The 22111-nt window shown below is 75.4% G+C and carries 20 protein-coding genes, 1 pseudogene and 1 riboswitch; of the genes and pseudogenes, 14 read left to right on the top strand and 7 right to left on the bottom strand.

The window, feature by feature from the left end; genetic code table 11:
- The 8 genes and pseudogenes from E1283_RS08630 to cobC all read left to right on the top strand — a co-directional run.
- A pseudogene (locus E1283_RS08630) lies at nucleotides 1-251 on the top strand (precorrin-4 C(11)-methyltransferase); the annotation flags it as partial.
- Nucleotides 244-1419: a cobalt-precorrin-5B (C(1))-methyltransferase gene (locus E1283_RS08625; protein ID WP_132817329.1), complete on the top strand. Its 1176-nt coding sequence runs from the start codon at nucleotides 244-246 to the stop codon at nucleotides 1417-1419. The pseudogene E1283_RS08630 and the gene E1283_RS08625, both read left to right, overlap by 8 nt.
- 56 nt (nucleotides 1420-1475) lie before the next feature.
- Nucleotides 1476-2750 (top strand): precorrin-6y C5,15-methyltransferase (decarboxylating) subunit CbiE, encoded by a 1275-nt coding sequence (gene cbiE, locus E1283_RS08620; RefSeq protein ID WP_243744695.1) that lies wholly within the window; start codon nucleotides 1476-1478, stop codon nucleotides 2748-2750.
- An 11-nt stretch (nucleotides 2751-2761) separates the two neighbouring features.
- Nucleotides 2762-4450 carry a precorrin-3B C(17)-methyltransferase gene (gene cobJ, locus E1283_RS08615; protein ID WP_132817327.1) on the top strand — a complete coding sequence of 563 codons (1689 nt, stop codon included), beginning with the start codon at nucleotides 2762-2764 and terminating at the stop codon, nucleotides 4448-4450.
- Nucleotides 4447-4707: a 4Fe-4S binding protein gene (locus tag E1283_RS08610; RefSeq protein WP_243744694.1), complete on the top strand. Its 261-nt coding sequence runs from the start codon at nucleotides 4447-4449 to the stop codon at nucleotides 4705-4707. Before cobJ ends, E1283_RS08610 begins: the two co-directional genes overlap by 4 nt.
- Nucleotides 4700-5287 carry a precorrin-8X methylmutase gene (locus E1283_RS08605; RefSeq protein WP_132817325.1) on the top strand — a complete coding sequence of 196 codons (588 nt, stop codon included), beginning with the start codon at nucleotides 4700-4702 and terminating at the stop codon, nucleotides 5285-5287. The genes E1283_RS08610 and E1283_RS08605 overlap by 8 nt, the downstream gene beginning before the upstream one ends.
- Complete coding sequence (locus tag E1283_RS08600; protein ID WP_132817324.1) at nucleotides 5284-6195, top strand: sirohydrochlorin chelatase; 912 nt, start codon at nucleotides 5284-5286, stop codon at nucleotides 6193-6195. Before E1283_RS08605 ends, E1283_RS08600 begins: the two co-directional genes overlap by 4 nt.
- Nucleotides 6179-7246 (top strand): Rv2231c family histidinol phosphate aminotransferase CobC, encoded by a 1068-nt coding sequence (gene cobC, locus E1283_RS08595; protein ID WP_243744693.1) that lies wholly within the window; start codon nucleotides 6179-6181, stop codon nucleotides 7244-7246. The genes E1283_RS08600 and cobC overlap by 17 nt, the downstream gene beginning before the upstream one ends.
- Nucleotides 7247-7253: 7 nt before the next feature.
- Here the strand turns inward: cobC and E1283_RS08590 are convergent, their stop codons facing one another.
- From E1283_RS08590 to E1283_RS08575, 4 genes are read right to left on the bottom strand one after another with little or no spacing between them, the layout of a single operon-like run.
- Nucleotides 7254-8102, bottom strand: a complete 849-nt coding sequence (locus E1283_RS08590) for an energy-coupling factor ABC transporter ATP-binding protein (RefSeq protein WP_132817322.1) — start codon at nucleotides 8100-8102, stop codon at nucleotides 7254-7256.
- On the bottom strand, nucleotides 8099-8848 hold the full coding sequence (cbiQ, locus tag E1283_RS08585) for a cobalt ECF transporter T component CbiQ (protein WP_132817321.1): 750 nt from the start codon (nucleotides 8846-8848) through the stop codon (nucleotides 8099-8101). Before cbiQ ends, E1283_RS08590 begins: the two co-directional genes overlap by 4 nt.
- 6 nt (nucleotides 8849-8854) lie before the next feature.
- Nucleotides 8855-9184: an energy-coupling factor ABC transporter substrate-binding protein gene (locus E1283_RS08580; RefSeq protein WP_132817320.1), complete on the bottom strand. Its 330-nt coding sequence runs from the start codon at nucleotides 9182-9184 to the stop codon at nucleotides 8855-8857.
- Nucleotides 9181-9870, bottom strand: coding sequence for an energy-coupling factor ABC transporter permease (locus tag E1283_RS08575; RefSeq protein ID WP_132817319.1), 690 nt, complete (start codon nucleotides 9868-9870; stop codon nucleotides 9181-9183). Before E1283_RS08575 ends, E1283_RS08580 begins: the two co-directional genes overlap by 4 nt.
- Nucleotides 9871-9900: 30 nt before the next feature.
- Nucleotides 9901-10085: riboswitch (cobalamin riboswitch) on the bottom strand.
- 146 nt (nucleotides 10086-10231) lie between these two features.
- Here E1283_RS08575 and E1283_RS08570 point away from each other — a divergent pair.
- From E1283_RS08570 to E1283_RS08545, 6 genes are all read left to right on the top strand, one after another.
- Complete coding sequence (locus E1283_RS08570) at nucleotides 10232-12127, top strand: LamG-like jellyroll fold domain-containing protein (RefSeq protein WP_132817318.1); 1896 nt, start codon at nucleotides 10232-10234, stop codon at nucleotides 12125-12127.
- 178 nt (nucleotides 12128-12305) lie between these two features.
- Complete coding sequence (locus E1283_RS08565) at nucleotides 12306-13295, top strand: extracellular catalytic domain type 1 short-chain-length polyhydroxyalkanoate depolymerase (protein ID WP_132817317.1); 990 nt, start codon at nucleotides 12306-12308, stop codon at nucleotides 13293-13295.
- 238 nt (nucleotides 13296-13533) lie between these two features.
- Complete coding sequence (locus E1283_RS08560; RefSeq protein ID WP_132817316.1) at nucleotides 13534-15168, top strand: ABC-F family ATP-binding cassette domain-containing protein; 1635 nt, start codon at nucleotides 13534-13536, stop codon at nucleotides 15166-15168.
- A 79-nt stretch (nucleotides 15169-15247) separates the two neighbouring features.
- Nucleotides 15248-16963 (top strand): ABC-F family ATP-binding cassette domain-containing protein, encoded by a 1716-nt coding sequence (locus E1283_RS08555; RefSeq protein ID WP_132817315.1) that lies wholly within the window; start codon nucleotides 15248-15250, stop codon nucleotides 16961-16963.
- A gap of 78 nt (nucleotides 16964-17041) precedes the next feature.
- Nucleotides 17042-18013, top strand: a complete 972-nt coding sequence (locus tag E1283_RS08550) for an NAD(P)-dependent alcohol dehydrogenase (RefSeq protein WP_132817314.1) — start codon at nucleotides 17042-17044, stop codon at nucleotides 18011-18013.
- A gap of 171 nt (nucleotides 18014-18184) precedes the next feature.
- Nucleotides 18185-18952: a polysaccharide deacetylase family protein gene (locus E1283_RS08545; protein WP_132817313.1), complete on the top strand. Its 768-nt coding sequence runs from the start codon at nucleotides 18185-18187 to the stop codon at nucleotides 18950-18952.
- A gap of 409 nt (nucleotides 18953-19361) precedes the next feature.
- Here the strand turns inward: E1283_RS08545 and E1283_RS08540 are convergent, their stop codons facing one another.
- The 3 genes from E1283_RS08540 to E1283_RS08525 all read right to left on the bottom strand — a co-directional run.
- Nucleotides 19362-19736 (bottom strand): SH3 domain-containing protein, encoded by a 375-nt coding sequence (locus E1283_RS08540; RefSeq protein ID WP_132817312.1) that lies wholly within the window; start codon nucleotides 19734-19736, stop codon nucleotides 19362-19364.
- A 540-nt stretch (nucleotides 19737-20276) separates the two neighbouring features.
- Nucleotides 20277-20924, bottom strand: a complete 648-nt coding sequence (locus E1283_RS08535; RefSeq protein WP_243744692.1) for a class I SAM-dependent methyltransferase — start codon at nucleotides 20922-20924, stop codon at nucleotides 20277-20279.
- A 485-nt stretch (nucleotides 20925-21409) separates the two neighbouring features.
- The coding region (locus E1283_RS08525; protein ID WP_207930334.1) for a helix-turn-helix domain-containing protein at nucleotides 21410-22111 on the bottom strand (702 nt) is incomplete at its 5' end.

Genomic DNA, 22111 nt, shown 5'->3' with positions numbered 1-22111 from the left:
CCACCCCCGTCGTGGTGGCCCACCGCGCCACCTGGCCCGACGAGCTGCTGCTGCGCTGCACCGTCGCCACCCTGGAGGAGACCGTCAGGGAACACCGGCTGTGGAAGCACACCCTGTTCCTCGTCGGCCCGGCGCTCGACGCCACCGGCACCCGCTCGCACCTCTACCACCCGGGCCACTTCCACGGCCACCGGCGGGCCGACCCCGCCGTCAGGGCCGCCCTCCGCGCCCGGGGCGCCGGCGATGACTGAGCCGCCGGACCGTCCCGTCGAGGAGGGCCCGGAACTCCGGGAGCCCGACCTGCCGCGCACCGCCAGGGTCCGCCAGAAGGCGCTGCGCACCGGCTGGACCACCGGCACCTGCGCCTCGGCCGCGGCCAAGGCCGCCGCCGAGCACCTGGCCACCGGCGAACCCCGGCGCTGGGTCGAGGTGGCGCTGCCCTCCGGACGCCGGGTCACCTTCGCCGTCGAGCGGGCCGCCCTGCTCCGCCCAGGACGTACCGAGGCCGTCGTCGTCAAGGACGCCGGCGACGACCCGGACGTCACCCACGGCTCCGAGCTGACCGCCACCGTGGCCTGGCGGTCCGCGCCGGGACTCGCCCTGCACGGCGGCGTCGGCGTCGGGGTCGTCACCAGGCCGGGACTCGGGCTCGACGTCGGCGGCCCGGCCATCAACCCGGTGCCGCGGCGGATGATCGGCCAGGCGGTGCGGGAGGTGATCGACACCGGCGCGCGCGGCGTCGACGTCACCATCAGCGTGCCCGACGGCGAGCGGCGCGCCCGGCGCACCACCAACGCCAGGCTCGGCATCATCGGCGGGATCTCCATCCTCGGCACCACCGGCATCGTCCGCCCGTTCTCCACCGCCTCCTGGCGGGCCAGCGTGGAACAGGCCGTCGCGGTGGCCGCCGCACAGGGCACCCCCGCCGTCGTGCTCTGCACCGGCGGCCGCACCGAACGCGGCGCCATGCGACTGCTGCCCACGCTGCCCGAGGTGGCCTTCGTCGAGGTGGGCGACTTCACCGGCGCCGCGCTGCGGCGCGCGGCGGACGGCGGGCTGCGCCGGGTGGTGTTCGTCGGCATGGTCGGCAAGCTCACCAAGCTGGCCGCCGGCGTGCTGATGACCCACTACACCCGCTCCCGGGTGGACACCGGGGTGCTGGGCGGGATCACCCGCGCCGTCGGCGGCCCGGCCGGGCTCGCCGACGCGGTCGACGCGGCCAACACCGCCCGCCACGCCTACGAACTGTGGGACGCCGCCGGCCTGTTGCCCACCGCCGGAGCCGAACTCTGCCGCCGGGTGGCCCGGGTCCTGACCCGGTTCACCGAGGGGGCCGTATCCGCCGAGGCCGCGCTCGTCGACTTCACCGGCACCGAACTGATCGCCGCCACCGGTGGGCTGCTGGGCGACGCGCCATGAACCGACCCGCCGCGAACCGACCCGCCGTGAACCGACCCGCCGTGAACCGACCCGCCGTGAACCGACCCGCCGTGAACCGGCACGCCGTGAACCGGCACGCGCCGATCACCGTGCTCGGCACCGGAACCGGCGGCCCGCCGCCCACGGTCGGCGACGCCACCTTGGTCGTCGGCGCCGCTCGGCACCTGGCCGCCGCCCGGATCCCGCCGCGCGCCGAACGGCTGACGCTCGGTCCCCTCGCCCCCGCGCTCGCCGCGATGACCCGGCACCTGGCCGAGGCCGAGGCGCCCCGGGTGGCGGTGCTCGCCTCGGGCGACCCCGGGTTCTTCGGCGTGGTGCGGGCGCTCGCCGAACGGTTCGGGCCCGACGCGCTCGACGTGCGCCCCTCGGTGCCGGCCGTCGCCGTGGCCTTCGCGAGGATCGGCCTGCCCTGGGACGACGCCGCCGTGGTCAGCGCGCACGGCCGCGACCCGGCCACCGCCCTCCACGTCTGCCGGGCCCACCCCAAGACCGCCGTGCTCACCGGGCCGGGCGCGGGGCCCGCCGAAATCGGCGCCGCGCTCGCCGCCAGCGGGCTGCCGCGCACCCTCGTGGTGGCCACCGCCCTCGGCGACCCGGAACGCGAACGGCTCACCCGGCTCGGCCCGGCCGAGGCCGCCGCCCGCACCTGGCCCGACACCGGGCACGTGGTGCTCTGCCTCCACCCCGAGCGCGCCCTGGCGCCCGCCCCGGGAACGCTGGCCGGCCGGGTGCCTGCTGACGGCTGGTCGGGCTGGGCGCTGCCCGAGGACGCCTTCGACCACCGCGCCTCCCTCATCACCAAGCCCGAGGTCCGGGCGCTCGTGCTCGCCAGACTCGGGCCCCGGCTCGGCGACCTGGTCTGGGACGTCGGCGCCGGCTCCGGCTCGGTCGCGGTCGAGTGCGCCCGGCTCGGCGCGGCGGCCGTCGCCGTGGAACGGTCCGCCGAGGACGCCGCGCGCTGCCGGGCCAACGCCACCGCCCACGGCGTCGACGTCCAGGTGGTGCACGGCACCGCCCCCGCCGCGCTCCGCGAACTGCCCGACCCCGACGCGGCCTTCGTCGGCGGCGGCGGGGCCGCGCTGCCCGCCGTGGTGACCGCCACGGCCCGCCGGGCCCGGCGCGGGGTCGTGGTCACCCTCGCCGCCCTCGACCGGGTGCCCGCCGTCCGCGCGGCGCTCTCCGGCGCCGGGCTCACCCCCGACGGGGTGCTGCTCCAGGCGTCCCGACTGGCGCCGCTGCCCGGCGACGTCACCCGACTCGCCGCCGCCAACCCCGTGTTCGTGCTCTGGGGCAGCCGCCCCACCCCGTGAGGAGGAGACCCGTGATCGGCCTGATCTCCGTCACCGCGGCCGGCGCCGCCGCGAGCGCCCGGCTGGCCGCCGCCTGGCCGGCACGCACCCGCCGCTACCCCGGCCCGGCCGCCGCCGCGGTGCGCCGCGCCTTCGCCGAGTGCGACCAACTCGTCTGCTTCCTCGCCACCGGAGCCGCCGTCAGGCTGCTGGCGCCGCTGCTCACCGACAAGACCGGGGACCCCGGCGTGGTCTGCGTCGACGAGGCCGGCCGGCACGCCGTCGCGCTGCTCGGCGGGCACGCCGGCGGCGCCAACCGGCTGGCGGCCGAGGTCGCCGCCCAACTGCCCGGCTGCGCGCCCGTGGTGACCACCGCCACCGACGCGGTGGGGCTGCCGGGGCTCGACGACCTCGGCTGGCCGGCCGAGGGCGACGTGGCCGGCGTCACCCGGGCGCTGCTGGACGGGGAGCCCGTCACGCTGGCCGCCGACGCCGTCTGGCCGCTGCCCGCGCTGCCCCCGCACCTCGCCCCGGACGCGGCGGGCCGCCGCACCGTGGCGATCACCGACCGCCTGCTCACCGAGGTCGCGCCGACCGACGTCGTGCTGCGCCCGCCGTCCCTCGTGGTGGGTCTCGGCGCCAGCCGCGGCGTTCCCGAGGCCGAGGTCACCGACCTGCTGACGGGCGTCCTCGCCGACGCCGGGCTCTCCCCGGCCAGCGTCGCCGTCGCCACCACCGTCACCGCCAAGGCCGACGAGGACGGCCTGCGGGCCGCCGCCGCCCGACTCGGCGTCGACCTCACGCCGTTCCCGGCCGAGGACCTGGCCGCGGTGCCGGTGCCCAACCCCTCGCCCGCCCCGCTGGCCGCGGTGGGCACCCCCTCGGTCGCCGAGGCCGCCGCCCTGCTCGCCGCCGGCCCGGGCGCCGAACTCGTCGTCCCCAAGCGGAAGTCCGCCATGGCCACCTGCGCCGTCGCCCGCCGCCGGCCGCGCGGCCGGCTCGCCCTGGTGGGCATCGGCCCGGGCGCCCGCGACCTGCTCACCCCGCGCGCCCGCGCCGAACTGCGCCGCGCCTCCGTCGTGGTCGGCCTCGACCAGTACCTGGACCGGATCGCCGACCTGCTGCGGCCCGGCACCCGGCTGCTGGCCTCGGGGCTCGGCGCCGAGGAGGAACGGGCCGGGGCCGCGGTCGCGGAGGCCGCCGCGGGACACGCCGTGGCGCTGGTCGGCAGCGGCGACGCCGGCGTCTACGCCATGGCCTCGCCCGCGCTGGCCACCGCCGGCGACGACATCGACGTGGTCGGCGTCCCCGGCGTCACCGCCGCCCTGGCCGCCGCCTCGGTGCTCGGCGCGCCGCTCGGCCACGACCACGCGGTCCTCAGCCTCTCCGACCTGCACACCCCCTGGGCCGTCATCGAACGCCGGGTCACGGCCGCCGCCGAGGCCGACCTGGTGGTGGCCTTCTACAACCCGCGGTCGCGCGGCCGCCACTGGCAACTGCCCGCCGCCCTCGCCCTGTTGGCCCGGCACCGGAACCCGGACACCCCCGTGGGCCTGGTCGGGAGCGCCACCCACCCGGGCCAGCGCCACCGGCTGACCACCCTCGGCGCCTTCGACCCCACGGAGGTGGACATGATGACGCTGGTGATCGTCGGCAACTCCGCGACCCGCGCCGTCGCCGGCCGCATGGTCACCCCCCGCGGCTACCGGTGGCAGGCGTGACCGCCCCGGCCCTGGCCCCGGCCCCGGCCCTGGCCCAGGCCCCGGCCTCGGCCCCGGTGCGGGTGACCGACCGCTGCGCCGGCTGCGGCGCCTGCCTGCTGACCTGCCCGACACACGCCATCCGCCCCGCCGGGCCCACGCTGCTGGTGCTGGCGTCGCGCTGCACCGGCTGCGTCGAGTGCGTCGAGGTCTGCCCCGTCGACGCGATCGAGGAGGTCCCCACCGATGAACCCACCGATGAGCTCGCCGATGAGTGAGCCGCGGCGCACCGTTCACCCCATCGAGGCCGAGTCCTACCGGATCCTGCGCGCCCGCGTCGACACCGCCGGGCTGCCCCCGCTGACCCGCGCCGTCGTCGAACGCGTCGTCCACGCCAGCGCCGACCCGCGGTACGTCACCGACCTGGTCACCGACGAGGCGGCGCTGCGCGCCGGGCACGCCGCGCTGCACCGGGACCGCGCGCCGATCGTCGCCGACGTGGCGATGGTGGCCGCCGGCATCACCCGCCGCGCCGCGCTCTGCCGGCTCGACCGGGCGGTCGCCGGCCCGGGCACCACCCGGGCCGCGCACGCCGTCCGGCTGGCCCACGCCGAGGTGGGCCCCGGCGCGGTGTGGGTGATCGGCTGCGCCCCCACGGCCCTCTTCGAACTGATCGCCGTCGAGGCCGAGCCCGCCCTGGTGATCGGCCTGCCGGTGGGCTTCGTGGGCGCCGCCGAGAGCAAGGCCGCGCTCCGCGACAGCGGCCTGCCGGCCGTCAGCAACCGCTCGGAGAAGGGCGGCTCGGCCGTGGCCGCCGCCGCCGTCAACGCCCTGCTGTACACCGAGGAGCTCCCGTGACCCCAGCCGCCAGGACAGAACCGCACGCCCTGCTGCTCGTCGGGCACGGCACCAGGGACGCGCGGGGTGCCGAGGCGTTCCGCTCCCTGGTGCGCGACCTGGCCGGCCGGCGACCCGAGGTGCCGGTGGCCGGCGGGTTCATCGAGCTGTCCGCGCCGCCGCTGACCGACGCCGTCGCCGAACTGACCGCCCGCGGCGCGCGAAGGATCGCCGCCGTGCCGCTGATGCTGGTGGCCGCCGGGCACGCCAAGGGCGACATCCCCGCCGCGCTCGCCAGGGAGCGGCGACGGCGGCCCGGCACCTCCTTCGCCTACGGCCGCCCCCTCGGCCCGCACCCCGCGCTGCTCGACGTGCTGGACCGCCGGGTCGCCGCGGTCGGTGCGGAGCCGGCCGCCACCACGGTGCTGCTGGTCGGCCGGGGCTCCACCGACCCGGACGCCAACTCCGAGGTGTACAAGGCCGCCAGGCTGCTGTGGGAGGGCCGCGGCCACGCCGGCGTCGAGACCGCCTTCGTCTCGCTCGCCGCCCCCGACGTGCCGGCCGGCCTCGACCGCTGCCGGGCGCTCGGCGCCCGCCGGATCGTGGTCCTGCCCTACTTCCTGTTCACCGGGGTGCTGCCCGACCGGGTCCACCGGCAGGCCGCCGCCTGGGCCGCGACCCACCGGGACGTCGACGTGCGCCACGCCGAGGTGATCGGCCCGGTCGAGGAGTTGGCCGACCTGGTGTGGGAGCGCTACCGGGAGGCGGTCGAGGGCGACATCAGGATGAACTGCGACGCCTGCGCCTACCGGATCGCCCTGCCCGGCTTCACCGACAAGGTCGGCCGCGCCCAGCAGCCCCACCACCACCCCGACGACCACGACCACGACCACGATCACCACCGGCACGGCCGTGCGCACACCCACTGACCCGCTCCGCCACCACGGGGACGAGGAACTGCGCGACGCCGAGGGCCCGTTGGTCGACCTCGCGGTCAACGTGCGGGCCGGCACCCCACCCCGCTGGCTCCGGGAGCGACTGACCGCCGCGCTCGACGGCCTGGCCGCCTACCCCGACCCCCGGGCCGCCCGCCGGGCGGTGGCCCGCCGGCACGGGCTGCCCGAGGAGTGCGTGCTGCTGACCGCCGGCGCGGCCGAGGCGTTCGTGCTGCTCGCCCGCGCCCTGGCGCTCGGCACCCTGCCCACGGCCGGACCCCCGCTCGTGGTGCACCCGCAGTTCACCGAGCCGGAGGCGGCGCTGCGCGCCGCCGGCCTGGCCGTGTCCCGGCTGCCGCTGACCGCCGCCGGCGGGTTCCGCCTCCACCCCGCGTCGGTGCCGGCGGACGCGGGCGTGGTGGTGGTCGGCAACCCCACCAACCCCACCTCCGTCCTGCACCCGGCGACCGACCTGGCGTCCCTGGCCGCCCCCGGGCGACTGCTCGTGGTCGACGAGGCGTTCATCGACGCGGTGCCGGCCGAACGCGAGTCGCTGGCCCCCGCCGTCGCCAATCTCCCGGGCCTCGTCGTGCTGCGCAGCCTCACCAAGACCTGGGGCCTCGCCGGGCTGCGGGTGGGCTACCTGCTCGCCGCCCCCCGGATCGTGGCGACACTGGCCGCCGGGCAGCCCCTGTGGCCGCTGTCCACCCCGGCGCTGGTCGCGGCCGAGGCGTGCGCCGGGCCCGCGGCGCTCGCCGAGGCCGAGGCGGCCGCCCGCCGCCTCGTGGCCGACCGGGCGCATCTCCTCGGCCGCCTCGACGCGTTCCCCGAACTGCGCACCGCCACCCGGCACCCGGCGGGCCCGTTCCTGCTGCTGCGCCACCCGCGCGCCGCCACGCTGCGCCCCCGGCTCCGGAAGCTCGGCTACGCCACCCGCCGCGCCGACACCTTCCCCGGCCTCGACGCCCGCTGGCTGCGGGTGGCGGTGCGCGCCCCCGACGTCACCGACGCGTTCGCCGCCGCGCTGGCCGCCGCCGGCGCCTGAACCCCCGTCACCCCCGGGGCGGACGCAGCACCAGCTCGGCGAGTTCGCCGGCCGTGCGCGGGCTCGGCGTGCCCTCGTCCACCAGGCCGTGCTCGCGCAGCAGCCGGGCCGCCGCGACGCCCCACGGCAGCCGCAGCCCCGCCCGCCGCAACAGCTCGGTGCCGGCCAACATCCGCTCCGCCGGCCCGACGCGCGCCCCGGCCGGGGTGAGCAGCGCCGCGTCGTCCGCCCAGCGCAGCGCCAGGTCGACGTCGTGGGTGGCCATCACCACCGTGGTGCCGTTCGCGCGGAGCCCGTCGAGGGTGGTGAGCAGCCGCTCCTGCCCGTCCGGGTCGAGTCCGGCCGTCGGCTCGTCGAGGATCAGCACCCGCGGCCGCATGGCGACCGCGCCCGCGATCGCGGTCCGCTTGCGCTGCCCGTAGGAGAGGAGATGGGTGGGGCGGTCGGCGAGCGCCGTGATGTCCAGGGCCGCCAGTGCCTCGTCGACCCGTGCCCGCGCCTCGTCGTCGGACAGGCCGAGGTTGAGCGGTCCGAACGACACGTCCTGCGCGACGGACGCGGCGAACAGCTGGTCGTCCGGGTCCTGCACCACCAACTGCACGGTCCCGCGCAGCCGGGTCAGGCCCGCCCGGTCGTAGCCGACCGGCGCGCCCGCCACCGTCAACCGCCCGGCCCGCGGCCGCAGTCCACCGCTGAGCAGCCGCATCAGCGTGGTCTTGCCACTGCCGTTGCGGCCGAGCAGGGCCAGCGCCCGCCCCTCCCACACCGCGAAGTCCAGGTCGCTCAGCACCGTCGGTCCCTCCTCGTACGCGAAGGACACGCCGGTCAACGCCACCAGGGGCACCGACCCACTCACGCTCCCACCTCCACCAGCACGCCGGTGAGCGCCGCCACCACGACCAGCAGCGCCACGCTCGCCACCGTGAACGGGACGGAGACCCGCGCCTCGGGCACCAGGACCCGCAGCGTGCCGTCGTAGCCGCGCCCGGCGAGCCCGTCCTGGAGCCGCGACGCCCGGGCGAAGGCCCGCACGAACGCGGTCGCCCCGAGGCCGGCGAGCGAGCGCCACTCGGCGGCCCGCGACGCGTGCCCGAGCCGCGCCGCCTGGGCCTGGCGGATCCGGTGCAGCGAGTCGAGCAGCAGGAAACCCATCCGGTACGTCACCAGGGCGACGTCGACCACCGGCGCCGGCACCCGGGCCCGCACCAGGCGCGGCAGCAGGTCCGACATCGGGGTGGTGAAGGCGAACAGCAGGACGCCGAGCGAGGCGGCCGACGTGCGCAGCAGCAGTTCGCCCGCGCGCACCGGGCCGCCCTCGGCGAGGCCCACCGGACCGTCGGGCCCGCCGACCTCGAAGAGCAGCGTGACCGCCCCGGTGAGGCAGAACCCCCACGGCACCCGGTACGCCCGCCACAACCGGCGCCACGGCACCCCCGCCGGGCCGAGCAGCAGCGCCAGGGCCGACACCAGCACCAGCGGCGCGCCGGGCCACGGCGGCAACGCGACGGCCAGCGCGGTGAGCCCGAGCCCGAGCACGGCCTTGTCCACGGGATGACGGCGGCGCCAGCGGCTGCCGTGCGCCGCCGCGTCGATGGGCAGCACGGCGGCTCAGGCTCCTTCCGCGCCGGACTCGTCGGCCCTCGGCGCCCCCTGCCGGCGTCCCCTGCGCAGCCCGAAGTAGTAGCCGAGGACGCCCGCGCCGAGCGCCGCCTGCAGGGCGAACAGCGCCGACTCGATCTCGCCGGACGGCGGCTCGTACAGCGGCGAGAACCACGGCTCGTAGTCCGGCTCGATCTCGGTGATCGCCGTCTCCGCCTCGCCGTCCGCGCCCGCGAACGGCTCCTCCTTGTGGTCGCCGAGACCGAGGGCCAGCGGCAGCACGGCGAGCGCCACCACCACGAGCAGCAGCAGCCCGTTGATCCTCGCGTTCCTGCTCATCGGGCCACCGCCCGGGAGGACTTCCCGGCCACCAGCACGCCGAGCCTGGCCAGTTCGCCGCCGCTCGACTGCGTCAGCAGCCGCATCACCAGCACCGTGAGCAGCCCCTCGCTCACCGCCAGCGGGATCTGGGTCACGGCGAAGATGGTGCCGAACTTGCCGAGCGCGCCCAGGAACCCGCCGCTCGGGTCGGGGAAGGCCAGCGCGAGCTGCACGCTGGTGACGCAGTAGGTGGACAGGTCGGCGACGAACGCGCCCGCGAAGACCGCGGCCATCAGCGGCAGTCCCGACCGCCGTGACAGCCGGTACGCGGCGTAGCCGGCCCAGGGGCCGACGACGGCCATCGAGAACACGTTGGCCCCGAGCGTCGTCAGGCCGCCGTGCGCGAGCAGCAGGGCCTGGAAGAGCAGGGTGATGGTGCCGAGTACCGCCATCACCGGCGGCCGGAACAGGATGGCGCCGAGGCCCGTGCCGGTGGGATGCGAACAACTCCCGGTCACCGAGGGCAGTTTCAGCGCGGACAGGACGAACGTGAAGGCTCCGGAGGCGCCGAGGAGCAACGTGCTCTCCGGGTGCTCCCTGACCTCACGGGTGAGTGACCGAACTCCGTGGACGACGAACGGCGCAGACGCGACGCCCCAGGCGACCGCGTGCGCTGGGGGCAGGAAACCCTCAGCTATGTGCATGGCCGGGCAAACCCTCTCCAACACCTCGTGGATGGTTGACACGCCCTGGCCGGTCTCCTGGCTGACGGGTACCACCGCCCGTGCTCCGCCTTCCCGGGGTCCGAGGACCCCAGTGGCCGCTCGTGAGAGCAAGAGCCGGACTTCCCGATCACAGTGGCGAGGGCCGCACCGGTATCACACCGGATTTCCCGAGCACCAAGGCGTGGCGACAGTAGTGGCCAGCGCAGGCCATGACAAGAGGACGCCCGACGGCCGAACCCGCGGATCGCCCGCCGCCCCCGTGGAGTTCAGGCCGCTGCCACCGCCGCGTCACCGGCGGCCAGCATCGTGCGCAATGCCTTCTCAGCCACCGGGAGTTCCCATGGGCACCACCCACGACGAGGCCGCCGGGCCTCGCAGACGTTCCCTCCTCCAGGCCGCCGTCGGCGGCTCCGCCGCGGCCGCCGCCGCGGGCGCGACCACGCTCACCGGGCAGGCGGCCGCCGCCCCCGCGGGCACCGCGGCCGCGCCGCGGTCCGGCGGCCGGTTCGACGGGGAGAGCCCCCGCTTCGCGCTCGCGGTGCTGCCCGACACCCAGTACCTCTTCGACGCCGACAGCGCCGACCCGGACCCGCTGCGCGCCACGTTCCGCTACCTCGTCGCCGAGCGCGCCGACACCAACATCGCCTTCATGACCCACCTGGGCGACGTCACGGAACACGGCACCGAGGACGAGATCGAGCTGGCCGCCGACACCTTCGGGGAGTTGGACGGCAAGGTGCCCTACAGCGTCCTGGCCGGCAACCACGACGTGTCGGGCAGCGACGACCAGCGCGGCGACTCGGCGTACCTGCGCGCCTTCGGCCCGGACCGCTACGCCAGGATGCCGACCTTCGGCGGCGCGTCACCCGACGGCTACAACAGCTTCCACACGCTGCGCGCCGCCGGCCGCGACTGGCTGGTCCTGGCGCTGGACTGGCGGGTCTCCGACAACGGCCTGCGGTGGGCCCAGCGGGTCCTGGACGACCATCCGACCCTGCCTGCCGTGCTCACCACCCACGACCTCGCCTGGGCCGAGGACGACGGCGAGGCGCGACTCTCCGACAACGGCCGGCGCCTGTGGGACGGGCTGATCCGCGGCAACGACCAGATCTTCCTCGCCCTCGGCGGCCACTACTGGCCGCCCGGCCGGACGGTGCTCACCAACGACGCCGGGAACGACGTCCACGTCCACCTCACCAACTACCAGGACCGGTACTACGGCGGCGCGGCCATGATCCGGCTCTACGCCTTCGACCTGGCCAGGGGCGCCGTGGACGTGGAGACGTTCGCCCCCTGGTTCCTGACCCGCGACCCCGAGCGGCGCACCCCGCTCGAGGCGGAGAACGTGGAACTGACCGGGCCGGCCGACCGGTTCGGCCTGGAGATCGACTTCGCCGCCCGGTTCGCCGGCTTCTCACCGGTCCCGGCGCCGGAGCCGAGACCGGCCTCCGACGTCCTGGTGCGCGGCACCGTCGCCTACTGGCGCTTCGACCGGGCCGGCCTCCCCGGCGCCGCCGACGAGGGCGCGCCGGTCGCCGACGGCCGGGTGGTCCGCGACCTGTCGGGCCACGGCAACGACCTGACGGCACGCCGGCTGCACACCAGCGGGGACGGCGCGCTGACCTGGTCGGCCGAGCACCACGTCGGGCAACCGGCCCACGCCAGCCTGCGGTTCGACGGCGGCCAGGGCCCGGACCGGGGCGCCCTCCTCAGCACCCGGCGGGACGCCCCGCTCAACGCGACGAGGTTCACCGGCGGATACACCATCGAGACCTTCCTGAAGCTGCCGGAGCCGTTCGTCGGCGAACACGCCTGGATGGGCGTCCTCAGCTGGGAGGGCCGCAGCGGCGACGCGGGCAAGACCACGGGCTGGTCGACCGAGGAGCCGACCTGCAGCCTCAACGTCTCGCCCGAGCGGTTCCTCCAGTTCGTCGTCTACCCGCACGTCCAGGACGCCGACCCCACCTCCTGGAGCCACGCGCTGCCGGTGGGGCGGTGGACCCACGTGGCGCTCGTCAACGACGGCCGCCGCACCGTGATGTACGTGGACGGGTCGAGGATCGCGCGGAACCCGACGCAGCGGTCCACCGGAATCGCCACCCTCGGCAAGCCGTTCGTCATCGGCGGCACCCAGTTCGCGGAACGCTACGGCCAGGGCTTCTACGGCTGGATCGGCGACACCCGGATCGTCGACCGGCCGCTCACCCCGCGGCAGTTCCTCACCCCGTACCGCTGACCCGGCCCGCCGTGGCCGCCGCCCCCGGCAATGTACGGGGCCCACACAGCCCGGCCCGCCGGCATGGCGGCGGCCCTCGTAGGTGCGCGCGGACGCCGGTCCTACGGTGCGCCCGAGCGCACCCGAGACGATCGGCGCCGCGGCCGGACGACCACGGCGTCGGAAGGGATCCACCGTGATGAGAGCTGTGCCTTCCCCCCGCCGGGCGGCCACCCTGCTGACCGCCCTCCTGCTGAGCCTGGTGTCCCTGCTGGCCTCCGGCGGCCCGGTCCTGGCCGCCGTGCCGCTGGAGCGGGTCACGTCGTTCGGTTCCAACCCCGGCAACCTGCTGATGTACCGCTACGCGCCGGCGGGCCTGCCCGCCGGCAGCCCGGCCGTGGTGCTGCTGCACGGCTGCGGGCAGAGCGCCCAGGAGTACGCCGACAACTCCGGCTGGCGGAAGTTCGCCGACACGCACGGCTTCGCGCTGGTCGTGGCCGAACAGCAGTCCGTCAACAACCTCAGCCGCTGCTTCAACTGGTTCGAGCCCGGCGACGTGGCCCGCGACCGCGGCGAGGGTCTGTCGATCAGGCAGATGGTCGCCCACACCGTCGGCTCGCTGGCCGCGGACCCCGACCGGGTGTACGTCACCGGGCTCTCGGCCGGCGGTGCCATGACGGCCTCGCTGCTCGCCGCCTACCCCGACGTGTTCGCGGGCGGCGCGGTGATCGCGGGCGTCCCGCACGGCTGCGCCAGCGGCGTGCTCACCGCGTTCTCCTGCATGTTCCCCGGCCACGCCGAGACGGCCGCCACCTGGGGCGACCGGGTGCGCGCGGCGTACCCGGGTTACACCGGCCGGCGCCCCGCCGTGTCGCTGTGGCACGGCGGCGCCGACTACACGGTGGCCACCGCCAACCTGACCGAGTCGGTCGAGCAGTGGACGAACGTCCTCGGCGGCGACCAGCGGGCGGACGCCACCTCCCGGCTGGCCGCCGGCACCACCCGCTCGGTGTACCAGACCGGGGCGGGCGCCCCGCCCGTGATCAGCTACCTGACCCCGGGCAACGGGCACGGCACGCCGGTCGCGCCCGGCGACGGCCCCCAACAGTGCGGCACCGCCGGCGCCCACTTCCTCCCCAGCCTCTGCTCCAGCCACCACATCGCCGCGGACTGGGGCCTGACCGACTGACGGCCGGTGGCCCGTAGCGCCCTGCTGTTACAGTGGCGGAGACGTTGATCGTTTGTTGAGGAGTCCAGACATGGCGGTGGACGACGACATCTCCGGGTGACACCCGGACCAGACAGGCCACCGGGCCGGTGCGCGGAAGCACCCCCGACGTGGCCTCGTCGTCGTTCCCTCCCACCCCCTGTCTGCCGCCGGGGCGGCACCGTGCGCGCCGCCCCCTCCTCCCCACGAGGTCACCTCCATGCCCGACGCCTCCGTCGTCTGCTCGAACCTGTCCTTCGCCTGGCCCGACGACACCCCCGTCTTCCAGGACCTGTCCTTCAGCCTCGGCGCCGGCCGCACCGGCCTCGTCGCACCCAACGGCGCCGGCAAGAGCACGCTGCTCAGGCTGATCGCCGGTGAGCTGCGGCCCGGCGGCGGGTCGGTCGCCGTCAGCGGCACGCTCGGCTACCTCCCGCAGAGCCTCCCCCTGACCGGCGACCTCACGGTCGCCGAGGTGCTGGGCGTCGCCGAGATCACCAGGGCCATCGACGCCGTGGAGTCCGGGGACGTCGACGAGCGGCACTTCACCACCATCGGCGACGACTGGGACATCGAGGAACGCACCCGCGCCCAGCTCGACCGCCTCGGCCTCGCCGACCTCACCCTGGACCGGGTGCTCGGCACCCTCAGCGGCGGCCAGGTCGTCTCCCTCGGCCTCGCCGCCCAGCTGCTGAGGCGGCCCGACGTGCTGCTGCTCGACGAGCCCACCAACAACCTCGACCTCGACGCCCGCCACAAGCTCTACGACGTGATCGGCGGGTTCAACGGCTGTCTGCTGCTCGTCAGCCACGACCGCGCCCTGCTCGACCGCATGGAACGCATCGCCGAACTCGACCGCGGCGAACTACGGCTCTACGGCGGCGACTTCACCGAGTACGAGGCGGCCGTGCGGGCCGAGCGCGAGGTCGCGGAGAAGAACGTCCGCAACGCCGAGCAGGAGCTGAAGCGGGAGAAGCGGGAGATGCAGCAGGCCCGCGAGCGCGCCGAACGCCGGCAGAGCAACGCCGCCCGCAACCTGAAGAACGCCGGCCTGCCCAAGATCTTCGCCGGCACCATGAAGCGGGGCGCCCAGGAGTCCGCGGGCCGGGCCGGCCAGCTGCACGCCAGCCGGGTCGGCGAGGCACAGGCCCGGCTGGACGAGGCCGGCCGGGCGCTGCGCGACGAGCAGCGCATCACGCTCGACCTGCCGGACACCCAGGTGCCCGCCGGGCGCACCCTGTTCCTCGGCGAGCGGCTCCGTGTCCGCCTCGGCGGCGCGGAGGTGTTCGCCGGCCAGGGCGTCGACCTGACCGTCCGGGGCCCGGAGCGCATCGCGCTGACCGGTCCCAACGGCGCCGGCAAGAGCACCCTGCTGCGGCTGGTCAACGGCGACCTGACCCCGGGGAGCGGCGAGATCAGGCGGGCCGACGGCCGCGTCGCCTACCTCTCGCAACGCCTCGACCTGCTGGACCAGGAACGCACGGTCGCCGAGAACTTCGCCGACCACGCCCCGGAGCGGCCGCAGGCCGAGCGGATGAACCTCCTGGCCCGCTTCCTCTTCCGCGGGCCCCGCGCCCAGCTGCCCGTCGGGGTGCTCTCCGGCGGCGAGCGGCTGCGCGCCACCCTGGCCTGTGTGCTGTGCGCCGAACCGGCGCCGCACCTGCTGCTCCTCGACGAGCCGACCAACAACCTCGACCTGGTCAGCGCGGGCCAGTTGGAGAGCGCCCTGAACTCCTACCAGGGAGCCTTCGTGGTGGTCAGCCACGACGAGCGGTTCCTGCGCGAGATCGGCGTGAACCGGTGGCTGCGGCTGGCCGACGGCGTCCTGGGGGAGACGGGGGCACCCGAGGCGTGACCCCGGTGTGACGACCCGGCCCGTGCCCGAGGCACACCGCCCCGCGGGCCGCACACCGACCACGTTGGGAAGGACCCCCATGCCCCAGCCCGCCGCCCTGCTCGCCCACGACCTCGTCCGCACCCTCGGCGACCGCCGGGTGCTCGACGGCGTCTCCCTGACCGCCTCGCCCGGCCACCGCGTCGGGCTGATCGGGGAGAACGGCGTCGGCAAGTCGACCCTGCTGCGCCTCCTCGCCGGGGTGGAGCAGCCCGACGCCGGCAGCGTCACCCGCCCGCCCGATCTGGGCTTCCTCCCGCAGGAGACCCCCCACGACTCCGCCGCGACGATCGCCGACGTCCTCGACGACGCCCTGCGCGAGGCCCGGGAGGACCTCGCCGAACTGGAACGGCTCACCGAGCGGATCGCGCGGACCCCGCAGGACGCGCCCGAGTACGCCCCCCTGCTCGACGCGTACGGCGCCCGGCTCGAACAGGCCGGCGCCCGGGAGTCCTGGGACGCCGACCGGCGGGCCGCGCTGGTGCTCGACAGCCTCGGCCTCGGCGCCCTCGCACCGGAGCGGACCCTGCGGTCGCTGTCCGGCGGGCAGCGCGGCCGGCTCGCGCTGGCCGCGCTGCTGGTCCGACGGCCGACCGCGCTGCTGCTTGACGAACCCACCAACCATCTCGACGACGGCGCCGCCGCCTTCGTCGAGGAACAGGTCCGCGCCCTGCCCGGGGTCGTCGTGGTGGCCAGCCACGACCGGGCGTTCCTCGACGCCGTCTGCACGGATCTGATCGACCTCGACCCCGCGCCGGAGGGACCGGTCCGCTACGGCGGGAACTACCGCGCCTACCTGGTGGAGAAACGTGCCGAGCGGGACCGCTGGGAGCGACGCTTCGCCGAGGAACAGGAGGAACTGGCGGCGCTGCGCGACGCCGCCGGGGTCACCGCGCGCCGGGTCGCGCCGGACCGGGGGCCGCGGGACAACGAGAAGATGGGCTACGGCCACCGCGCCGGCCGGGTGCAGAACCAGATCTCCCGGCGGGTGCGCGACGCCACCCGCCGCCTGGCGGAGCTGGAGCGCGCCCGGGTCGCCGAGCCGCCGCCGCTGCGGTTCGCGGGCACCGCGCTCGCCGCACCGGCGGCGGACGGCGAGGGACCGCTGGTGTCCCTGGACGACGTTCGGGTGCCCGGCCGGCTCGCCCCGGTGCGGGCCGACGTGGACACCGACGACCGGCTGCTCGTCAGCGGGGGGAACGGGACCGGGAAGTCGACCCTGCTGGCCGTGCTCGCCGGCCGGCTCGCCCCCCAGGGCGAGGTGCGGCGGCGGCCGGGACTGACCGTCGGACTCCTCACCCAGGACACCGCCTTCGACCGGCCGGACCGGTCCGCCCGGGCCGTCTACGAGCTGGCACTGGGGGCCGAGCGGGCCGAGGCGGTGCCGCTCGGCTCGCTCGGCCTGCTCGCCGGGCCGGACCTCGACCGGCCGGTCGGCCGGCTGTCGGTCGGACAGCGCCGCCGGCTCGCCCTGGCGCTGCTGGTGGCTCGACCGCCGCGGCTGCTGCTGCTCGACGAACCGACCAACCACCTGTCGCCGCGCCTGTGCGACGAACTGGAGGCGGCGCTCGGCACCGGCCCCGGCGCGGTCGTGCTGGCCAGCCACGACCGCTGGTTGCGGCGGCGCTGGCAGGGCCGGGAGATCCGGCTCGACCCCGCCGGCGGGCCCCCGGCCGACGGACGCCAGGTCGACGGACGGCGCCGCCCCGCCCGACCACCGGACGGCCCCTCTCGGCGAGTTCACGCCAACGACTGACGTGATGTCAGCCGCCTCGGAAGAATGGAGCCCACCGCCGTCGGCGGCGGACCAACCCTGCGACGAAGGGGCCCGGCAATGAAAGCGATCCTCCAGGACGTCTACGGACCGGCGGACGCCGTCCTCACCCTGCGGGACGTTCCCCAGCCGGTGCCCGACAAGGGAGAGGTGCTGCTGCGGGTCCGCGCGGCCGGCGTCGACCCCAGCGTCTGGCACCTGACGATGGGTCTGCCCCGCGTGGCCCGCCTCGCGATCGGGGTCCGCCGCCCGCGCAATCCCGTGCCCGGCTGGGACGGCGCCGGCGTGGTCGAGCGGGTCGGCCCCGGCGTCACCGGCATCGAACCCGGCGACGAGGTCTTCGGGAACTGCGCCGGATCCTTCGCCGAGTTCACCCTGGCCAAGGCCGACCGGGTGGTGCCGAAGCCCACCGGACTCGGCTTCGAGCAGGCCGCCGCCCTGCCCGTCTCGGGCGTCACCGTGCTCCAGGCGCTGACCGGCGGCGCCCGGCCCGAGCCCGGCCGCTCCGTGCTGGTCATCGGCGCGTCCGGCGGGGTCGGCACCTACGCCGTCCAACTCGCCGCCGCCTGGGGCGCCAGCGTCACCGGCGTCGGTGGTGCCGACGCCGAGGACCACGTGCGCGCCCAGGGCGCCGCCGACGTCATCGACTACACGCGGCACGAGATCACCGACGGCGGCCGCCGCTGGGACGTGATCATCGACAACGCCGGCAACCGCCCACTCGGCCTGCTGCGCCGGGCCCTGACACCCCGCGGCACCCTGGTGATCGTCGGGGGCGAGCGCGGCGGGCCGTGGCTGGGCGGCCTGGACCGCAACCTGCGCGCCACCCTGCTGAGCCCGGCGGTTCCGCAGAAGCTGCGCGCGCTGACGGCCGTCACGCGGCGCTCCGACCTGCTGAAGGTGGCCGAGCTGGCCGGCGACGGCGTCCTCAGACCGGTGATCGACCGTACCTACCCGCTGGCGGAGGCCGCCGCGGCCATCGGCCACCTCCGCAACGGCCACCCGCGCGGCAAGATCGTCCTCACCGTCTGACCTCCCGCCGGCCGAACGGCTGTCGGCACTTCGGGGGACCGGTCCCGACGGCCGTCGGCTTACCCGGGCCCCGGGTGCGTGACACCGTGCGGATACCGAGCGGTGGCGACCCGTCAGGAGACGGCGACGCCGCCGCCGGGCGCGCAGCGCCGCGTATCCGGAGGAGGGAACATGATCGGCCTCACTCGCAAGCGTCATCACCCAGGGAAGTTCTCGGGCACCGAACGCCGGACGGTCCGGCGCGGGCGGCCCGCGCTGCTGGCGGTCGTCGCGGCGGCTCTGGTGGCGGCCACGCTCTCGGTGCCGCCGTCGTCCGCCGCGGACGGCTCGGTCGGCCGAGCGGCCGCCTGCGAGAACGGCTACGTCGGCCTGACCTTCGACGACGGGCCGAACGCGGCCACGACGCCCGCGCTGCTCAACGCCCTGCGGGCGGGCGGGGCCAGGGCCACCTTCTTCATCTGGGGCCAACGGGCGCAACAGAACCCGAGCCTGCTCCAGTCGACGATCTCCGCCGGCATGTGGATCGGGAACCACACCTGGACCCATCCGCACCTGACGCAGATCGGGCAGGCCGCCGTCCAGGACGAGATCTCCAGGACCCAGAACCTGCTGCGGCAGGCGACCGGGCAGACCCCGACGCTCTTCCGGCCGCCGTACGGCGAGACCAACGCCCAGGTGCGGGACACCGCACGGCAGTTGGGCATCACGGGCGAGGTCCTGTGGAACGTCGACTCGCGGGACTGGGCGGGCGCCAGCACCGCCCAGATCGTCCAGGCCGCCGCCACCCTGCGGAGCGGCGACATCATCCTGATGCACGACGGCTACCAGACCACCGTCAACGCGGTCCCGGGGATCCTCTCCGGCCTGTCCGGCCGTGGCCTGTGCCCGGGGCGGATCGTCGGCGGCACCGACCTGCGGCCGATCGTCACCGCGCCGTAGCCCGCGCGCCGCCACGGAGGCGGGGCGTCCAGCGGGCGCCACCGCCGCCCACGTAGCCGCACTCGCGCAGTCGGCATCACGTGCGGGCCCCGAGCGGTGTCGACCGCGAGGAACCCCGGGCGACGGCCGACGCGGCACGGCGGGGGTAGCCGGCCGGAAGCCGGCTACCCCCACACTCAGTCGCCGTCGATCTCCACGTCGACGCCGACGTCCTCCAGAGCGTCCTCGGTCTCGTCGAGCACCTCGCCAGCCACTTCTTCCAGGAAGTCGTCCACCGGCATCCACCTTTCGATCAAGCCCCCGCGACTCGGGGCGAGTTGATCATAGATGCCGACAGTCAGGGAGGGGCGGCGTCGACGACGGCCGGTGCGCGGACGAACGCCGGGGTACGGTCACGCGGCAGAGACGCTCAGCACGCCCGCCTACTGCCCCCGTAGGTAAGGTTCACGTCGTAGACCCACCCGTGGAAGATGTATCCCTGCGTGTGGTAGACGACGTAGGTCCACTTGCGGCCGTAGTCGTTCACCACGTAGCAGGAGATGTCGACGAGGGCGGCGGAGCCGAGGGTGTACTCGGAGGAGCACTCCGCGTAGGGGCCGGATCGGATGTAGGCGCGCGGTATGTCCCACCGCACCTCGTCCCAGTCGTCGACGTCGGTGTGCGTGCCCCACCCGTTGCAGGTGACGGCGGCCGCGTTGGTGTCCGCGGTGGCAGGTGCCGCGGTCAGTCCGCCGGCGAGCGCGGCGGTCGCCGCCGCGGTCGCTAGTGCGCGTCGAATCTTCATGTGAGGTTCCCCCCTCGGTCGGTGTGCTTCAGGGTTCGGGTGCTGCGGGCGGTCGTTGGCGGGTGGGATGTCGACTCTGCCCAGTCGACCTTGCGCGGTCCTGGATGGAAACCTTGCATGGCTGGTGGGCGCCCTGAGCAGCCGCCGCTTCCGGTCGCTGCGGGCAACTCGGCCGCTTCCTCGGGCCCGTGGACGGCCCCACGGCCGCACCGGGTGCCGTTCCACTCCCCGGAGGATCAGCCCGACAACGGCGGGATCGGCCTCGGCCCAGGAGACGAAGGCAGCCGTCGTGGCCTCGGGCGTGGCGCCACCGCACGGTGCGGACCTTGCCCTCGCTCGGCTGCGGGGGGAAACCGGATCGTCTCTCGGTCTTGGTGGGAGTTCCCCCGCCTCGCTCTTCGAATGGGCTGGTCAGGGCATCGACACGCCGCATCGGGGTCCACTGCGGATCGTCGAAACCGTCCTCGTCTCCTCCAGGGCATCAACGTTTTCGGCGTACAGATCGTCGGGGTTCTCGAACCAGTCGGTTGAGCTCCCGGCTCAGAAGGCGCGGAAGTCCTCGAAGGAGGGCTCAGACGGAGTGTCGGGCAAGCGGTATGCCTTGCACCGGGCCCCGTGGTTGCCCTTCGGTCCGACGCCGGCCGGCTCGCCGGGGAACGCGTCGGGGATCACCGTCCATCCCAGGTTCCTCTCGTAGTACCGCACGGCGGTGTGCACCGACGGCCACCAGTCGTCGTCGATGACGACCAGCCCACCGGGACGGACGACCTTGCGCAGGAAGTACAGGTCGACGAAGACTTCATGGAACCGGTGGCTGCCGTCCACGAAGGCAGCGTCCGCGACGAAGCCCTCGGTCAGCAGTTGAGGGAGCGCGAGAGAGGAAGGCGTGGCAATGAGCGTGGCGATCGTCTGGAGCCCCGCCGAGCACACCAGGTCCCAGCCGGCGTTGGAGAACTCGCGTTCCTGGAACGGGTCGATGATGATGTGCCGGGGGTCGGGTCGATCGACGGTTGCCAGCGCCTCGCCGATCGCGAGCGCGGAACTGGCGTAGGCGAGACCGACCTCGACGACCGTCTCGGCTTCCTCGGCGATCAGGAGGTCGCGCAGCTGGTCGCAGTGCCGCTCGGGTACCGTGACGGTCTCGAAGTCTCCCTCCTGATTTCGCGTGCGCGGCGGACCGTCCCGCACGAGTCTTCGCCGCACCTCGCGAACCCGCGCCGCACGTTCACCTGTGTTCGTCACTCCGGTATCCCTTTCGCCGCGACAGCACCTCACGCCTCACCGTAGGCACGGAGGTGGATCTTGCGAAGAGTCTTTCGAGCCCCGGCCTCAGACCGACGCCCTCGAAGAATCCGGCGCCACCGTTCCGTCCGCCACTTCCCGCCCTGTCATCGATTGCCTGGCCGCGGGCCCAGGGCCGTTCGGCAATGTTCGACGCTCCACGCGGGTGGTGTGGAGCCGACAGCCGGGGTGATCGACCCACCGTCCGTCAAGGCGGACGCCGTCGTCGGATCGGACAGCCGCGGCGTCGACGGCGGCAGGCTGATCAACGGGCGCGAGCGGCACGGCCGCCTGGCCCGGCCGCACCCGCGCCGGCACCACGTCCATGCCGAACAGGACAGCCATCTCCTGGCAGGTCAGCGGCCCGAGGGTCGGCGGTGTCCGGCCGCGCGTCATCCGTGCGGCTCGGCGGTGCCCGTGAGGGGGTCTGTGGCGTTCTGGACGGCCAGCAGCCGGAACCGGTCGCTGTCGCCGAGGGCGCGCCATCGGTGGGGGGTGCCGCCGAGGTAGCTGAGGCTGTCGCCCGCGGCCAGTTGGTGCACGACGCGCCCGTCGGCGGTCAGCAGGTCCACTTCGACCTCGCCGTCGACGACATAGAGGAACTCGTCGCCGGGGTGGTCGAAGTAGTCACCGAAGTCTGTCTGGGCGCCCCGGTACTCGACCGGGTGGACGCCGAGCTGCGGGCTGCCGAGCATGCGTGCCATGCCGCCGACGTTCGGCACGCCGAGGCCCTCGCCGCAGCGGACGACCCGAATGGCCTGGCGCGTGACGTCGGGGTCGGCCCGCACGGCCGAGGCAAGTAGGGCCTGTTGGGTGGTACCGAGGGCGCGGGCGATGCGGTGCAGCGACGGCATGCTGGGGTGCGTCAGCCCTCGCTCCAGTTGGCTGAGGAACGGGTGGGACAGGTCGGACCTCTGCGCGAGCTGCACGAGCGTCAGTCCGCGCTCCTTGCGGAGACGGCGGATGGTGGCTCCGAGTTCCACACGCTGGGCACTGTCCGCCTGCTGGCGGCTGGTGGCCTGTGGCGGTGTGCCAGGAGTGGGCTGGACCGGCATGTCGGGTTCCTCAACGGTCACGGGCGGCGGGCGGCGGGC

Source organism: Streptomyces hainanensis (assembly GCF_004348415.1).
GTDB lineage: Bacteria > Actinomycetota > Actinomycetes > Streptomycetales > Streptomycetaceae > Streptomyces > Streptomyces hainanensis.
This window is presented reverse-complemented; position numbering and strand designations above follow the sequence as displayed.

Excerpts from the sequence above, each read along its gene's own strand:
- E1283_RS08565 (WP_132817317.1), top strand. The coding sequence starts at position 12,306 with ATGAGAGCTGTGCCTTCCCCCCGCCGGGCGGCCACCCTGCTGACCGCC.
- E1283_RS08570 (WP_132817318.1), top strand. The coding sequence starts at position 10,232 with ATGGGCACCACCCACGACGAGGCCGCCGGGCCTCGCAGACGTTCCCTC.
- E1283_RS08540 (WP_132817312.1), bottom strand. The coding sequence starts at position 19,736 with ATGAAGATTCGACGCGCACTAGCGACCGCGGCGGCGACCGCCGCGCTC.
- E1283_RS08605 (WP_132817325.1), top strand. The coding sequence starts at position 4,700 with ATGAGTGAGCCGCGGCGCACCGTTCACCCCATCGAGGCCGAGTCCTAC.
- E1283_RS08575 (WP_132817319.1), bottom strand. The coding sequence starts at position 9,870 with ATGCACATAGCTGAGGGTTTCCTGCCCCCAGCGCACGCGGTCGCCTGG.
- E1283_RS08625 (WP_132817329.1), top strand. The coding sequence starts at position 244 with ATGACTGAGCCGCCGGACCGTCCCGTCGAGGAGGGCCCGGAACTCCGG.
- E1283_RS08555 (WP_132817315.1), top strand. The coding sequence starts at position 15,248 with ATGCCCCAGCCCGCCGCCCTGCTCGCCCACGACCTCGTCCGCACCCTC.
- E1283_RS08580 (WP_132817320.1), bottom strand. The coding sequence starts at position 9,184 with ATGAGCAGGAACGCGAGGATCAACGGGCTGCTGCTGCTCGTGGTGGTG.
- E1283_RS08560 (WP_132817316.1), top strand. The coding sequence starts at position 13,534 with ATGCCCGACGCCTCCGTCGTCTGCTCGAACCTGTCCTTCGCCTGGCCC.
- E1283_RS08550 (WP_132817314.1), top strand. The coding sequence starts at position 17,042 with ATGAAAGCGATCCTCCAGGACGTCTACGGACCGGCGGACGCCGTCCTC.
- E1283_RS08545 (WP_132817313.1), top strand. The coding sequence starts at position 18,185 with ATGATCGGCCTCACTCGCAAGCGTCATCACCCAGGGAAGTTCTCGGGC.